We start from the raw sequence: 14,320 nt of genomic DNA, 5'->3' as shown, positions 1-14,320 counted from the left end.
GTCGTTCCCTCAGATGGCGATGTAAGCCAGTGCGGGTAACGACGCCTTTGTCCGTAAGCTCGCTCCGCCGTTGGCGCGTGCTCTGATACAGAGTGCATAGCAAGGCACATGCCACGGGGGTGAGGCCCGGGCAGCCGTCAACTTTCCATCAAGATTGAAATCGGGCGGCCTTTCAGTATGGCCGCATTCTTAATGCCAGACCGCCCAGGAAACCCCACGGTGTACGCCGACTTCCTTGCAACGATGCCCCGCCGCTGGCTGTTTTTTACTGCGCTGCTTGCCGTGCTGGTGTCCGAAAGTGCGGTTGCCTGGGCCGGGCTTTACCAGGCGCAGGATGAAAGCCTGCATACCGTGTTTACCGCACTGTCGGAGCCATTGGGCTTGCCCATCGTTGTCAGCCGTGAGGTGGCACGCAAACGCCTCAGCGCAGCGCTGGATTTCGATGCACCGCAACAGGCCCTGGAGACGCTCGCGTTGCAACAAGGATTGATCTGGTACAGCGACGGGCAAGCGCTGTATGTCTATGACGCGGGCGAGGCTAAAAGCTCTGCGGTGACCTTGCGGCATATTTCCGTCGACAGGCTGCGTAGCCTCATGCGCCGCTCGGGCCTGGATGAGTCGCGCTATCCCTTGCGTGAAAGTACCGGCCGAACATTCTATGTGTCCGGCCCACCGAATTATGTCGACCAGGTGCTGCGCCTGGCCCAGTTGATGGACCGGCAAAGGGCTGAGTTACGGGTGGGGGCACAGGCCTTTGGCGTCGTGCAAGTGCTCAACACCGATGTGGCGGACCATCAGTACGGCACAAGCGACAGCCCGGTCACCGTCCCGGGGATGGCGTCGATGATCGAGACCCTGCTGGCCAGCGAGCACAAGGGGTTGCTGTCCGACAAGAGCCTTGGCGTTATTGCCTACCCGGATAGCAACAGCCTGCTTATCAAGGGTAAGCCAGCACAGGTGAGTTTCATCCAGAAACTGGTAGCGGAACTCGACGTACCCAAGCGCGCGATCGAGGTCTCGCTGTGGTGGGTGGATGTGGAGCGCGACGAACTGAAGACGCTGGGCTTGGATTGGGATACGCAAAGCAAGGCTTCGACATCGCGCGTTTTAGCGCCGTTGGACGATAGCCACCTGATGGTGCAGATCAGCGCATTGGAGCGTCGTCGGCGCGCGAAGGTAACAACACTGCCGGTGATTCTCACCCAGGAGAACGTGCCGGCGGTGTTTCAGGACAACCACACGTTCTATCTGCCACCTCCCGAAAACGACAAAACCGGCTGGACACCAGTGCGTTACGGCACCCAAGTCAGTGTCTTGTCGCGTTTTGCCGAGGCCAACCAGATCGAGATGCGCGTTGAGGTCGACGAGGGTCGCCAGATGACCGAGCCGGGACGGCGTGAAAAAAACACAGCGGTGGGACGAGTGGGCGTCAACAGTGTGGTGCGTGTGCCCCAAGGCAGACGCCTATGGCTGGGCGCGTTTCAAAGGGAGTCAGAAGGACGGGGGGCTGGTCGCCCGGCACTAGTGCGCCTATTTGTGATCCAGGCCAGAGCGGTGGGCGGCGCGTTGAAGGGGCCGGACGAGAGCGTAGGGCCACCACCCTTGACCGCCGCGCAATATGAGCGCGTTCAACGTGCTTTTGTGCGGCCGGGGCGCGATGTTTCACCGTAAACAAGGTGGTAACCCATGCATCTGGAAATTCTTCTACAGGAACAGCTGATCAGCCGCAGGCGCCTGGCAGCCTTCGCGCCCGGAAAGATATTGCCATTGACGCAGCAGATAACCCACTGCGTGGAAGTTCGGGTGAATGGGCAATTACTCGCCTTGGGCGAACTGGTGCAGTTGGAGGACAGGCTAGGGGTTGAGTTGCATGAGGTGTATCAGGCGTGGCTGCCTGGAGGCGGCGGATAGCGAAAGGTCTTACAGAGCAGTATCGAAAACCGCTGGATGAATGGGCTTTTTCCTAGCGTGAGTCGGGACGCAGGTTTTTATAGTCGTGACCTAGGTACATGAGCCAGTGATGCAAATGAGGACTTCAATGTCAGTAGTCGGATGCCGAGGTAATGATGGCCGTCATGGATGATGCAGGGACGACGACTTCCCTGGTTTTTTCGCGTTGGACCCTGCATGACGACGGTCGCCTGACCGGCGAGGGTTCGGATGTTCAGTTACCGCCCAAGGAATGGCAGGTGTTGCGACTGCTACTGGCATCCGGTGGCGCGTTGATGACCAAGGATCGCTTGCTGGAGCTGGCCTGGCCGCAGGGGGAGGTGGCCGAGGAGTCGTTGACGCGCTGCATTTACTCACTGCGCAAGTACCTTGGCGTCGACAAGGGGTTTATCAAGACGATCTACGGTCAAGGGTACCGCTTTACTTGCCCGGTCACCGCCGAGGAGCATGTGCCGGGCTGCATGAGACATGTGTGCTCGGCCTGCGGCCAAGTCAGCCCTGGTTCGATAAACCGTGGCTAGGTTCTGGAGCAAAGGCTTGGTGTTGAGCCTGATGATGACTAGTCATCAAGCCTTGGCCTATTGCTGGGAGGAGGTCGCCAGGCACTACGATATCGAACCCGAGTTGCTGCAAGCGATCGCCGTCGTGGAGTCAGGTAATCGGGCACAAGCGATGAATCTTGCCAACCGTAATGGCACTCGGGACATCGGCCTGATGCAGATCAACAGCATCCATTTGCCTCGCCTGCTCGAGCAGGGTATTACCGAGGAGCGTCTGATCAACGAGCCCTGTCTGTCGGTTGAGGTGGGCGCTTCGATTCTCGCCGAGTTCATCCAGCGCTTTGGCTACAACTGGACAGCGGTAGGTTCCTACAACGTTGGGACGGGCTCCGGGCCCGAGCGTGAGGCGTTGCGCATGCGGTATGCGCAGAAAATCTGGGCGTATTACGAGCAGTTGGTCGCGCATCGCTACTGACGATTGAGGTTCGCGCCTCGCGCGCTCCCTGCCTCCCCGGCTATAATCGCCGCCACCTTTCGCCGCCATCCGAGTCTAGCCCGCCCATGTATACCCTGGCCCGCCAGCTGTTGTTCAAACTCTCCCCGGAAACTTCACACGATCTGTCCCTGGACCTGATTGGTGCCGGTGGTCGCCTGGGGCTCAATGGCCTGGTATGCAAGGCGCCGGCAAAAATGCCGGTATCGGTGATGGGGCTTGATTTCCCCAATCCGGTCGGGCTGGCGGCTGGCCTGGATAAAAACGGTGCGGCCATTGATGGTTTTGCTCAGTTGGGTTTCGGTTTTGTTGAAATCGGCACCGTGACCCCAAGGCCGCAACCGGGTAACCCCAAGCCGCGTATCTTCCGCCTGCCGGAAGCCGAGGCGATCATCAACCGCATGGGCTTTAACAACCTGGGGGTTGATCATCTGCTGTCGCGGGTTCAAGCGGCGAAGTACAAAGGCATCCTGGGCATCAATATCGGCAAGAACTTCGATACCCCGGTTGAACGTGCCGTGGATGACTACCTGATCTGCCTGGACAAGGTCTACGCCCACGCCAGCTACGTCACGGTCAACGTCAGCTCGCCCAACACCCCGGGCCTGCGTAGCCTGCAGTTCGGCGACTCCCTCAAGCAACTGCTCGAAGCCTTGCGTCAGCGCCAGGAAGACCTGGCTGTGCTCCATGGCAAGCGCGTGCCGTTGGCGATCAAGATTGCCCCGGACATGAGCGACGAGGAAACCGTGCTGGTCGCCCAGGCCCTGGTGGACTCAGGCATGGACGCGGTGATCGCGACCAACACCACCCTCAGCCGCGTAGGCGTCGAAGGCCTGGCCCATGGCGATGAAGCGGGTGGCCTGTCGGGTGCCCCGGTGCGCGAGCAGAGCACGCATATCGTCAAGGTGCTGGCTGCCGAATTGGCGGGGCGTTTGCCGATTATCGCCGCCGGTGGCATCACCGAAGGCAAGCACGCAGCCGAGAAGATCGCCGCGGGTGCCAGCCTGGTGCAGCTCTACTCCGGCTTCATCTATAAAGGCCCGGCGCTGATCCGCCAGTCGGTGGATGCAATCGCTGCACTGCGATAGCTAAAGGTATCTACACAACGTTGTAGTGAGCGGGCTTGCCCCGCGCTGGGCTGCGAAGCGGCCCCAAACCAGGCGACCTGGGTTTATCCTGAAACTCGGAGGTGTCTTTGTTGGGGCAGCTTCGCAGCCCAGCGCGGGGCAAGCCCGCTCACTACAAAAAGATTTTTCAGCCTTACGAATCGTCGCCATAAAGGTACAGGCGACTCAGGCCCTTATGCGCCAGCCAATAAAAAGGGCTCCTTGAAGGAGCCCCCTGGGCCGAAGCCCGCCGCCCGGATAGGACGTGCGTGGTTAAGTCGTTACACATTCAAAGGTGTGATGTCGGAATTAATTGCCCTTGATTAGCCGACGGCGTGAAGTTCGTTGAGTCTGTGGATTCCCGCAGTGCCAGTCATACCGTCCCAGTTGTCGCCGCGTCCTTCTCGCCAGCCGTTAATCCAGGCTTGGCGTACCGACGGTAGAGTAAATGGGCAAAGCTCACGGGATTTGCCATGAACGCCATATTGATATCCGCGTAAAAATGCTCTTTCCAACGGATCACGCTTAAGTCTTCTCATAGGGTGTTTCCCTCACTTGTTGACTGTCTTGATATCCTTCGGCCTCGTCTGGGGCCGGGCAGAGTTTTTCTGCCGTTGGTGGGCTCGCTGCCGGCGTGGCGAGCCTATGTGTCGGCGTCGTTACGGCGCCAACCTGTGTTGAGTTCTAACCAATAGGTCACATGGATTCAATGATCGTTTTGTCATAAGCACGTAACGATAACGATGCTATAGCCATAAGCTGGGCTGGCTTTTCGCCCCATTTATCCGGCAAACCCAGCTATGATGTGCCCTGCAAAGAGGATGGGTTTAATCCTTTAGTGAGAATGCCCGTCCGTTGCGGTCGGTTATTATTCGACGAAAGGGCGGAATATTTCTTTTTGTTACGCGTTTTGTTGTTAAACAGTTCTCTCTGCCTCGTCGATGAGGGCCCAAGGGCCCGGCAGACGGGGTGGGACGGCACATTCGTGCCACGCGAGCACTCTTCAAGAAAAGTGCTTGATTGAAAACCGAGCCGGCGATGCGTCGCCCGTTCATTTATTGCTGAAAAGCCTGGAATGCCCCATGTCGGACCGTTTTGAACTCTTCCTCACCTGCCCCAAGGGCCTCGAAGGCCTGCTGATCGAGGAAGCCGTCGGGCTTGGCCTTGAGGAAGCCCGCGAGCACACCTCGGCCGTGCGCGGCATGGCCGACATGGAAACCGCCTACCGCCTGTGCCTCTGGTCGCGCCTGGCCAACCGCGTGCTGCTGGTACTCAAGCGCTTCCCGATGAAGGACGCCGAAGACCTCTACCATGGCGTGCTGGATATCGAGTGGGCCGACCACATGGTCTCCGATGGCACACTTGCTGTTGAATTCAGCGGCCATGGTTCGGGCATCGACAACACTCACTTCGGCGCGCTGAAGGTCAAGGATGCGATTGTCGACAAGCTGCGCACCCCCACCGGCGAACGCCCGTCCATCGACAAGATCAACCCGGACCTGCGCATCCACCTGCGCCTGGACCGCGGCGAAGCGATCCTGTCCCTCGACCTTTCCGGCCACAGCTTGCACCAGCGTGGCTACCGTCTGCAGCAGGGCGCGGCACCGCTGAAAGAAAACCTGGCGGCCGCGATCCTGATCCGTGCCGGCTGGCCGCGCATTGCGGCTGAAGGCGGCGCGCTGAGCGACCCAATGTGCGGCGTGGGTACCTTCCTGGTGGAGGGCGCGATGATCGCTGCCGACATGGCGCCCAACCTGAATCGCGAACTGTGGGGTTTCACCACTTGGCTGGGTCACGTCCCGGCATTGTGGAAAAAACTGCACACCGAGGCCACCGAACGTGCCGCCGTCGGCATGAACAAGCCGCCGCTGTGGATTCGCGGCTACGAAGCCGACCCACGTCTGATCCAGCCCGCGCGCAACAACATCGAGCGTGCCGGCCTCAGCCACTGGATCAAGGTGTACCAAGGCGAAGTCGGCACCTTCGAGCCGCGCCCGGACCAGAACCAAAAAGGCCTGGTCATCTGCAACCCGCCGTACGGCGAGCGTTTGGGTGACGAAGCCAGCCTGTTGTACCTCTACCAGAACCTTGGCGAGCGTCTGCGCCAAGCGTGCATGGGCTGGGAAGCGGCGGTATTCACTGGCGCGCCGGACCTGGGCAAGCGCATGGGTATCCGTAGCCACAAGCAGTACTCGTTCTGGAACGGCGCCCTGCCGTGCAAATTGTTGCTGATCAAGGTCAACCCGGACCAGTTCGTCACCGGTGAGCGTCGCACCCCGGAACAGCGCCAGGCCGAACGTGAGCAAGCCGCTTACGATCAAGCCCCGGCTGAGCCGCAAGAGCGTCAGTACAACAAGAACGGAAACCCGATCAAACCCGCTCCGGCGCCTGTGGTTGAGCAGCCGCGCCTGAGTGAAGGCGGGCAGATGTTCGCCAACCGCCTGCAGAAGAACCTCAAGCTGCTGGGCAAGTGGGCCAAGCGCGAAGGCGTGGATTGCTACCGGGTGTACGACGCCGACATGCCGGAATACTCCATGGCCATCGACCTGTATCACGATTGGGTCCACGTGCAGGAATATGTCGCACCGAAGTCCATCGACCCGGAAAAAGCCTCCGCGCGCATGTTCGATGCCCTGGCTGCGATTCCCCAGGCCCTGAACATCGACAAGAGCCGCGTGGTGGTCAAGCGCCGCGAGCGTCAGAGCGGCACCAAGCAGTACGAGCGTCAGAGCGCCCAAGGCAAGTTCACCGAAGTCAGTGAAGGCGGCGTGAAGTTGCTGGTCAACCTCACCGATTACCTGGACACCGGCCTGTTTCTCGACCACCGTCCGATGCGCATGCGCATCCAGAAAGAAGCCGCCGGCAAGCGCTTCCTCAATTTGTATTGCTACACCGCTACCGCCAGTGTGCACGCGGCCAAGGGCGGTGCGCGCAGCACCACCAGTGTCGACCTGTCCAAGACCTACCTGGACTGGGCGCGTCGCAACTTCTCGCTCAACGGTTTCTCCGACAAGAACCGCCTGGAGCAGGGTGATGTGATGGCGTGGCTGGAAGCCAGCCGCGATGAGTTCGACATGATCTTCATCGACCCGCCGACCTTCTCCAACTCCAAGCGCATGGAAGGCATCTTCGACGTACAGCGTGACCACGTGCAATTGCTCGACTTGGCCATGGCACGCCTGGCACCGGGCGGCGTGCTGTACTTCTCGAACAACTTCCGCAAGTTTGCGTTGGAGGACAACCTCAGCGAACGCTATGCGGTCGAGGAGATCAGTGACAAGACCATCGACCCGGATTTCGCACGTAATGCGAAGATCCACCGGGCGTGGAAAATCACTGCTCGCTGATCGCCGCCACTAAAAAGCCGCAAGCCTGGATTATTCTGGGCTTGCGGCTTTTTTACGCTGGTCAAACTCAAGGTCGATGGCTATAACTTAAGGTCCAGCCAAAGTGACACCCCCGCACGCTGGCGCTGTGAGTGTTGCCTATGTCGCTGCAAGCTGTTCGCCCGAAAATCCTAGGCTTTATCAATGAGCAGGCGTCGGCTTGGCTGGTGGCATTGGTGGTGTTACTGGCGGGATTTGCCTTGACGGCCATTGTTGCCTGGGCAGCCTCCGACCTCTATCAGCAGCAACTGCGCCAGCGCTTTCAATTGCTGGTTAATGAACGCTATACCCGCCTGCAGGAACGTTTCGAAGACCAGGAGCAGCGGCTGAACAGCCTGCGGCGTTTCTTTGTCAATTCCGATGATGTGTCCCACGAAGAATTCGACGGTTTTGCCCAGCCCTTGTTGTTGCGCACCCTCGCATACTCCTGGGCGCCCCGGGTGTATCGCGAACAACGCAGCCAGTTTGAGCAAAACGTGTCCGAGCGGGGAGGCGTGCCCTTTGTTATCCGTGAGTTGAATTCGGCGGGTGAGCTGGCCCCTGCGACCGAGCGCGATGAATACGTGCCAATGTTGTACAGCCAGACCCAAAACCCGATGGGTGCACCACTCGGCTTTGATCTGCTGGCCCAGCCCCTGCGGCGTTCAGCCCTTGAGCGTGCGCAAAAGACCGGCAAGCTGGCGGTGTCCCAGCCCATGCAATGGGTGGGCGTAGAACCGGCCTATGCCACTGGAGTGTTACTGGTCGCGCCGGTGAGCCACTTGCCCATCTCCGGACAATCCCAGAACGAGCCCTACGGCTATGTGATGGCGGTGATCAGCATTCGCCAGCTGGTGGCCGACGGTTTGCCCAAGCCTGACCGGGATAACCTGATGATGCAGATAGTCGACACCTCCGACCTGCACATGCGCGTGCTTTTCGAGTCCGGCACGTTCGGGGCCAGCAAAAACGACCTTGTCGGCACGCGCCGCCTGACGCTGGGCGATCACGTCTACGCCCTGAACCTGCGTCCGAGCCAGGTATTCGAACAGGCCAACCACTCTTCGTTGTCCGCGATTCTGACCATGGGGGGCCTGCTCAGCCTGTTGCTCAGTGCCTTGCTCTATGTACTGGTGAGCCAACGCCAACGCGCGTTGAAACTGGTGGAGCAACGTACCGTGCAACTGCGTATGCGCGAGCAGGAGTTACGCGCGGCTCATGGCCAGTTGCGCAGCGTGCTCAATGCGGCCACGCAGGTCGCAATCATTGCCACCGACCTGCGCGGCGTCATCAACACCTTCAACGCCGGTGCGGAGCAGATGCTGGGGTTCGAGGCCGAGCAAGTGGTGGGCACACACACCCTGGAAAGCCTGCACCTGGCGGTGGAACTGGAGGCGCGTTCCGCCACTTTGAGTGTGGCCTTGGGCAAGCGTATTCCCGCGAGCCAGGCGATGTTGGTGGAAAGCCCGGACAACCTGCACGAAGCCCGCGAATGGACCTTGGTCCGCGAAGACGGCAGCCAGTTGACCGTAAACATGCTGGCCACCGTGCTGCTGGACGACCATGGTTTGTGGATCGGCCACCTGGCGATTTACCTGGACATTACCGAGCAAAAGCGTGCCTACGAGGCATTGGCGGCGCGGGACCGCCTGCTCAAGAAACTCAGCGCCCATGTCCCCGGCGGCATCTTCCAGTTCACCCTGGAGCCCCAGAACAACTGGAAATTCATCTACGCCAGTGATGGCATGCGCGACATCTATGAAATCGAGCCCGGCGTATTGCAGCAAGACGCGAAGAGGGTCTTTGAGCGTATCCATCCGCAGGATGTGGAACGGGTGCGCGCATCGATCCGCTTGTCCGCGTTGCAGTTGAGCCATTGGCGCGAAGAGTACCGGGTGCAGTTGCCACAACGCGGCCTGCGCTGGATTCGTGGGGAGGCCACCCCGGAAGAGTTACCGGGAGGCGGCACGCTGTGGCATGGCTATGTGTCGGATATTTCCGACTTGAAGCGGGTGGAAGAGGAGCTACGCGCGCTTTCCATCACTGACTCCCTGACCGGGATTCATAACCGCCGCTATTTTCAGGATCGCCTGAGGGCCGAGATGGTGAAGCTCAACCGCACCTCGGGGGCACTGTCGGTGATCATGCTGGATATCGATCACTTCAAGCGCATCAACGACAGGCATGGGCATGCCGTCGGCGATGGGGTATTGCAGGAGTTGTGCAAACGCATCAGCCAGCGCCTGCGCCGCACTGATGTGTTCTGTCGCCTGGGAGGCGAGGAATTCATGGTGCTGTGCCCCCATACCGATGGCGAGCAGGCCTACAGCCTGGCCATAGAGTTGTGGAGGTCACTGCGCAGCGCACCGATGGAGCCGGTCGGCACTGTCACCGCCAGCTTTGGCGTGGCCAGCTGGCGGGTGGATGAAGGTGTCGACGGGTTGCTGCTGCGCGCCGACTCAGCGGTGTACGTGGCCAAGCAGGCGGGCCGCGACCGCGTCGAGGCGGAACGGCTTCGGGCTTGATTAACAGGGTCTTCTAGGCAAAACACTATCAATGTGGGAGCTGTTGCTATTTAGAGGACAGGTGCAGCCGCTGCCAATTTAGGTTGGCGATACAGGTCCAGCAACACCTGGTCCAGCACCGACGAAGCGCCCCATGGCTTCGGATCGTTGAGAATCGCCACCACCGCCCAGGTATTGCCGTTGTTGTCGCGGCTGAACCCGGCGATGGCGCGCACGGTGTTCAAGGTGCCGGTCTTGACGTGGGCTTCGCCGCGCATGGCAGTGGTCTTCAGGCGCTTGCGCATGGTGCCGTCGGTGCCGGCAATTGGCATCGAGCTGATGTATTCCGCCGCGTAAGGGCTTTTCCACGCCGCTTGCAGCATGGCTGCCATCTCGCGGGCGCTGACGCGTTCAGCACGGGAAAGGCCGGAGCCGTTCTCCATCACCAAGTGCGGCGCGGTGATGCCTTTCTTCGCCAGCCACTGGCGCACTACGCGTTGCGCCGCCTTGGCATCGTCGCCATCGGCATCGTTGCGAAACTGTGCACCCAGGCTCAGGAACAACTGCTGGGCCATGGTGTTGTTACTGTATTTGTTGATGTCGCGGATGATTTCCGCCAGGTCCGGCGAGAACGCCCGGGCCAGCACTTTGGCATCCTTGGGCACGGGCGCCTGGATATCCCGGCCCTGGATAGTGCCGCCCAATTCCTTCCAGATCGCCCGTACGGCGCCGGCGGTGTAGGTGGCGTGGTCCAGCAGCGACAGATAGGTCTGCGAACTGCAGCCTTCGGCCAATTGGCCGCTGACCGTTACTGTCACGCTGCCATCGGCGGCGGTGACTGGGTTGTAGCGCACATCGCCGGTGCATTGCTTGGCGTTGGAGACCTTGACCTGGTTGTCGATGCGGATGCTGGCAATCGGCGGCTCGACCGACACCAGTACCCGGCCGGAATCATTGCGAGTCACAAAACGCAGCGCCTTCAGGTTGACCAGCAGCGCGTCTGGTTTGACCAGGAACGGCTTGTTCTCGTCATTGCCATCGTCATTGAACTCGGGCAATTGCGGTTGGATAAAGAAGCCACGGTCCAGCACCAAGTCACCGGTGACTTGCTGCACGCCGTTGGCGCGCAGGTCGCGCATCAGCAGCCAGAGTTTTTCCATGTTCAGCTTGGGGTCGCCGCCGCCCTTGAGGTACAGGTTGCCGTGCAACACACCACCGCTGAGGGTGCCGTCGGTGTAGAACTCGGTTTTCCACTGGTGGTTGGGGCCGAGCATTTCCAAGGCCGCGTAAGTGGTGACCAGTTTCATGGTGGACGCTGGGTTCACCGAGACGTCGGCATTGAATACGGTAGGCGTGCCCGGGCCGTTCAAAGGGATCATTACCAGGGACAACGCATTGTTTTGCAGTTTGGCTTTTGAAAGGGCCTGCTGAACATTCGGCGGCAGGGTGTTGTTGACGGGGGCAGCGGTGGCCGAAAAGGCCAGTGGCAGAATAAGACCGGCGAAAAACACTGAACGCAAAGATTTGATCATAAGAAGTAAAACCCTACTGCTGAGGAGGGTGAAAAAGGCGAGGGGTAAATAAGAAAAATCCCTCAATGGTCATGAAAGTGTCGGCATTATGCCCCAAGGTAGGCTCACTTGTAGCTGAACGATAGCGGGTATTCAGCGTTTTTTTTGCCGGCATTGTGCCGCCTGTCCCAGAGAGTCGGGCAATCGTCGCCTTAAACTGCTAAAGTGCCGCCCGTTATTACTTATGAGGATTGTTCCAATGGCGACTAACCGTTCCCAGCGTCTGCGCAAAAAACTGTGCGTTGATGAATTTCAAGAGCTGGGTTTCGAACTGAACCTGGACTTCAAAGAAGGCCTGAGTGAAGAAGCTACCGATGCTTTCCTCGAAGCATTCATCAAAGAAGCCATGGAAGCCAATGGTCTGGGCTATGTCGGCGGCGATGACTTCGGTCTGGTTTGCCTGCAGAAGCGTGGCTCTGTCAACGAAGAACAGCGCGTAGCTGTTGAAAGCTGGCTCAAAGGCCGCAGCGAACTGAAAAGCGCTGAAGTCAGCCCGTTGCTGGACGTGTGGTATCCGGAAAAGCCGATCAACGCGGCTAAGTGATACTAAAAAAAACGGCGACCTCAGGGTCGCCGTTTTTTTATGCCTTGCGCCAGTTCAGAATCAGCAGCGTCAACACCCCCGCCACAATTCCCCAGAACGCCGAACCGATGGAAAACAGCGTCAAGCCAGACGCGGTAACCATAAAGGTGATCAGCGCCGCTTCCCGTTCCTTCGGCTCATTCATGGCGATACTCAAGCCATTGATGATCGAGCCAAACAACGCCAGGGCTGCAATCGACAGCACCAGTTCCTTGGGCAAGGCTGCGAACAAGGCCGCCAAAGTCGCGCCGAACACTCCCGCGATTCCGTAGAACACCCCGCACCACACCGCCGCGGTGTAGCGCTTGTTACGATCCTCATGGGCATGTGGCCCGGTGCAGATGGCCGCGCTGATCGCTGCCAGGTTGATGCCGTGGGAGCCGAACGGCGCCAGCACCAGGGACGCCAGGCCGGTGGCGGTGATCAGGGGCGAGGCGGGCACGGTGTAACCGTCGGCCCTGAGTACCGCGACGCCGGGCATGTTCTGTGAGGTCATCGCGACCACGAACAGTGGAATGCCGATGCTGATGGTCGCCGCCAGCGAGAAGTGCGGCGTGGTCCACACCGGCGTTGCTACTTCCAGGTGAAACCCGCTGAAATCCAGGAGCCCCATCAACCCCGACAATCCCGTGCCGATCACCAGCGCGGCCAGCACCGCGTAACGCGGCGACAGGCGTTTGATGATCAAGTAAGTGAAGAACATCCCCAGCACCAGCCCGGTACGATGCTGCGCGGCAACGAAGATCTCGCTGCCGATCTTGAACAGAATACCCGCCAGCAGGGCGGCCGCGAGTGACGCCGGAATACGCCTGACCAGTTTTTCAAAGCTGCCGGTCAGCCCGCAAATCGTCACCAGCACGGCGCAGGTGATGTAGGCGCCGATGGCCTCGCCATAGCTGACGCCGCCAAGGCTGGTGATCAGCAGCGCCGCGCCTGGCGTCGACCAGGCAATGGTGATGGGCGTGCGATAACGCAAGGACAGGCCGATGCTGCACACCGCCATGCCGATGGAAATCGCCCAGATCCATGAAGAAATCTGCGCCGTGGTCAAGCCGGCGGCTTGCCCGGCCTGGAACATCAGCACCAGGGAGCTGGTGTAGCCGGTCATCATGGCGATGAAGCCGGCGACGACGGCCGACGCAGACGTGTCGGCCAGCGGGCGCAAAGGCGCTTGGGTGGCGTCGTTCATGAAGAGGCGTTCCTTTTACCTGGGTTTTTGCCGTTGGCGGCACGGATTCAAGCCTAAACTCAAACGTAACGACTCATTGCAATACAGCCGACGGCGCAAACAGCCGTACAGTGTGTTGGCGCATCCGGTTGTGTACAATGTGCCCTGTTTTTAGGTGATACTTGCCAGCGACCCGCTGTTGACGTATTACCGTTAATTCGCCGCCGTTCTCCAAACCCGAGTGCCCATGAACGAACAGTTGCAACCTCTCAAGAAAACACCGCGAGCCGGCAAGGCCGGTCGCAGCGGAACCCAGGACGATATCGTCTACGCGCATATCTTCGAGGCGATCCTCGAACAACGCCTGGCACCCGGTACTAAATTGAGTGAAGAGGCACTGGGCGAAATCTTCGGCGTCAGCCGCACCATCATTCGCCGCGCCCTGTCGCGCCTGGCCCATGAAGGCGTGGTGCTGCTGCGGCCCAATCGCGGTGCGGTGGTGGCCAGCCCGAGCGTCGAGGAAGCGCGCCAGGTGTTCCTCGCGCGACGTCTGGTGGAGCGGGCGATCACAGAATTGGCGGTGCAACACGCCACCGCCGAACAACTGGCCGAGCTGCGCCAGATGGTCAACGACGAACGCGACAGCTTCTCTCGTGGCGACCGCGGTGCGGGTATCCGCCTCTCCGGCGAGTTCCACCTCAAGCTGGCCGAAGCGGCGAAGAACGCGCCGCTGATCAGCTTCCAGCGCAGCCTGGTGTCACAGACCTCATTGATCATCGCCCAGTACGAAAGCGGCAACCGCTCGCACTGTTCCTATGATGAACACACCCAGCTGATCGATGCGATCGAAGCGCGGGATGCGGCGTTGGCGGTGAATTTGATGATGCACCACATGGACCATATCGACAGCAAGCTCAACCTCGATGAGGAAAGCGCGTCGGATGATTTGCACGCGGTGTTTTCGCATTTGTTGCAGACCAAGAAGCCAGGGCGCTCTTCGGTCAAACTGTAATTTCCCAGGCTCACCCGGAATTAAAAATGTGGGAGCGGGTTTGCTCCCACATTTGGTTTTGTGTGGTG

The 14,320-nt window shown here is 59.9% G+C and carries 12 protein-coding genes; 9 read left to right on the top strand and 3 right to left on the bottom strand.

From position 1 onward, the window contains the following. The first annotated feature begins 243 nt into the window (after positions 1–243). The 5 genes from sctC (at position 244) to BFP95_RS02620 (ending at position 4,031) form a co-directional block, all read left to right on the top strand. Positions 244–1,671: a type III secretion system outer membrane ring subunit SctC gene (sctC, locus tag BFP95_RS02640; RefSeq protein ID WP_065873882.1), complete on the top strand. Its 1,428-nt coding sequence runs from the start codon at positions 244–246 to the stop codon at positions 1,669–1,671. A gap of 15 nt (positions 1,672–1,686) precedes the next feature. Then, positions 1,687–1,911: a FliM/FliN family flagellar motor switch protein gene (locus tag BFP95_RS02635; RefSeq protein WP_065873881.1), complete on the top strand. Its 225-nt coding sequence runs from the start codon at positions 1,687–1,689 to the stop codon at positions 1,909–1,911. 155 nt (positions 1,912–2,066) lie between these two features. Next, entirely contained in the window at positions 2,067–2,471 is a 405-nt protein-coding gene (locus tag BFP95_RS02630) for a winged helix-turn-helix domain-containing protein (protein ID WP_083214629.1), read from the top strand. A gap of 31 nt (positions 2,472–2,502) precedes the next feature. After that, positions 2,503–2,925, top strand: a complete 423-nt coding sequence (locus tag BFP95_RS02625) for a transglycosylase SLT domain-containing protein (protein WP_371914111.1) — start codon at positions 2,503–2,505, stop codon at positions 2,923–2,925. A gap of 86 nt (positions 2,926–3,011) precedes the next feature. Continuing rightward, on the top strand, positions 3,012–4,031 hold the full coding sequence (locus BFP95_RS02620; protein WP_065909215.1) for a quinone-dependent dihydroorotate dehydrogenase: 1,020 nt from the start codon (positions 3,012–3,014) through the stop codon (positions 4,029–4,031). 341 nt (positions 4,032–4,372) lie between these two features. Here BFP95_RS02620 and rmf read toward each other — a convergent pair whose 3' ends face one another. Next, positions 4,373–4,588 carry a ribosome modulation factor gene (gene rmf / locus BFP95_RS28730; RefSeq protein WP_002553055.1) on the bottom strand — a complete coding sequence of 72 codons (216 nt, stop codon included), beginning with the start codon at positions 4,586–4,588 and terminating at the stop codon, positions 4,373–4,375. A 543-nt stretch (positions 4,589–5,131) separates the two neighbouring features. Here rmf and rlmKL point away from each other — a divergent pair. After that, positions 5,132–7,396, top strand: a complete 2,265-nt coding sequence (gene rlmKL, locus BFP95_RS02615; protein ID WP_065873878.1) for a bifunctional 23S rRNA (guanine(2069)-N(7))-methyltransferase RlmK/23S rRNA (guanine(2445)-N(2))-methyltransferase RlmL — start codon at positions 5,132–5,134, stop codon at positions 7,394–7,396. 140 nt (positions 7,397–7,536) lie between these two features. Beyond that, positions 7,537–9,939, top strand: coding sequence for a sensor domain-containing diguanylate cyclase (locus BFP95_RS02610; RefSeq protein ID WP_065909211.1), 2,403 nt, complete (start codon positions 7,537–7,539; stop codon positions 9,937–9,939). Positions 9,940–9,989: 50 nt separating this feature from the next. Here BFP95_RS02610 and dacB read toward each other — a convergent pair whose 3' ends face one another. Beyond that, the gene (dacB, locus tag BFP95_RS02605) at positions 9,990–11,450 is read right to left on the bottom strand and encodes a D-alanyl-D-alanine carboxypeptidase/D-alanyl-D-alanine endopeptidase (protein ID WP_065873876.1); all 1,461 of its coding nucleotides are present in this window, start codon (positions 11,448–11,450) and stop codon (positions 9,990–9,992) included. 238 nt (positions 11,451–11,688) lie between these two features. On the opposite strand from dacB, the gene BFP95_RS02600 reads away from it, so the two are divergent. Beyond that, positions 11,689–12,033: a YggL family protein gene (locus BFP95_RS02600; protein WP_065873875.1), complete on the top strand. Its 345-nt coding sequence runs from the start codon at positions 11,689–11,691 to the stop codon at positions 12,031–12,033. Positions 12,034–12,070: 37 nt separating this feature from the next. Here BFP95_RS02600 and BFP95_RS02595 read toward each other — a convergent pair whose 3' ends face one another. Continuing rightward, positions 12,071–13,261, bottom strand: a complete 1,191-nt coding sequence (locus BFP95_RS02595) for a benzoate/H(+) symporter BenE family transporter (RefSeq protein ID WP_065873874.1) — start codon at positions 13,259–13,261, stop codon at positions 12,071–12,073. A 226-nt stretch (positions 13,262–13,487) separates the two neighbouring features. Between BFP95_RS02595 and BFP95_RS02590 the strand changes: the two genes are divergently transcribed. After that, positions 13,488–14,252: a GntR family transcriptional regulator gene (locus tag BFP95_RS02590; RefSeq protein ID WP_049712013.1), complete on the top strand. Its 765-nt coding sequence runs from the start codon at positions 13,488–13,490 to the stop codon at positions 14,250–14,252. The last annotated feature ends 68 nt before the right edge of the window (positions 14,253–14,320 follow it).

This window comes from Pseudomonas sp. 58 R 12 (assembly GCF_900005865.1).
Lineage (GTDB): Bacteria > Pseudomonadota > Gammaproteobacteria > Pseudomonadales > Pseudomonadaceae > Aquipseudomonas > Aquipseudomonas tritici.
This window is presented reverse-complemented; position numbering and strand designations above follow the sequence as displayed.

What these genes read in the sequence shown, in the direction of transcription:
- BFP95_RS02630 (WP_083214629.1), top strand. Translation starts at nt 2,067, where the DNA reads ATGGCCGTCATGGATGATGCAGGGACGACGACTTCCCTGGTTTTTTCG.
- BFP95_RS02620 (WP_065909215.1), top strand. Translation starts at nt 3,012, where the DNA reads ATGTATACCCTGGCCCGCCAGCTGTTGTTCAAACTCTCCCCGGAAACT.
- BFP95_RS02610 (WP_065909211.1), top strand. Translation starts at nt 7,537, where the DNA reads ATGTCGCTGCAAGCTGTTCGCCCGAAAATCCTAGGCTTTATCAATGAG.
- dacB (WP_065873876.1), bottom strand. Translation starts at nt 11,450, where the DNA reads ATGATCAAATCTTTGCGTTCAGTGTTTTTCGCCGGTCTTATTCTGCCA.
- sctC (WP_065873882.1), top strand. Translation starts at nt 244, where the DNA reads ATGCCCCGCCGCTGGCTGTTTTTTACTGCGCTGCTTGCCGTGCTGGTG.
- BFP95_RS02635 (WP_065873881.1), top strand. Translation starts at nt 1,687, where the DNA reads ATGCATCTGGAAATTCTTCTACAGGAACAGCTGATCAGCCGCAGGCGC.
- BFP95_RS02595 (WP_065873874.1), bottom strand. Translation starts at nt 13,261, where the DNA reads ATGAACGACGCCACCCAAGCGCCTTTGCGCCCGCTGGCCGACACGTCT.
- rlmKL (WP_065873878.1), top strand. Translation starts at nt 5,132, where the DNA reads ATGTCGGACCGTTTTGAACTCTTCCTCACCTGCCCCAAGGGCCTCGAA.
- BFP95_RS02625 (WP_371914111.1), top strand. Translation starts at nt 2,503, where the DNA reads ATGATGACTAGTCATCAAGCCTTGGCCTATTGCTGGGAGGAGGTCGCC.
- BFP95_RS02590 (WP_049712013.1), top strand. Translation starts at nt 13,488, where the DNA reads ATGAACGAACAGTTGCAACCTCTCAAGAAAACACCGCGAGCCGGCAAG.
- rmf (WP_002553055.1), bottom strand. Translation starts at nt 4,588, where the DNA reads ATGAGAAGACTTAAGCGTGATCCGTTGGAAAGAGCATTTTTACGCGGA.
- BFP95_RS02600 (WP_065873875.1), top strand. Translation starts at nt 11,689, where the DNA reads ATGGCGACTAACCGTTCCCAGCGTCTGCGCAAAAAACTGTGCGTTGAT.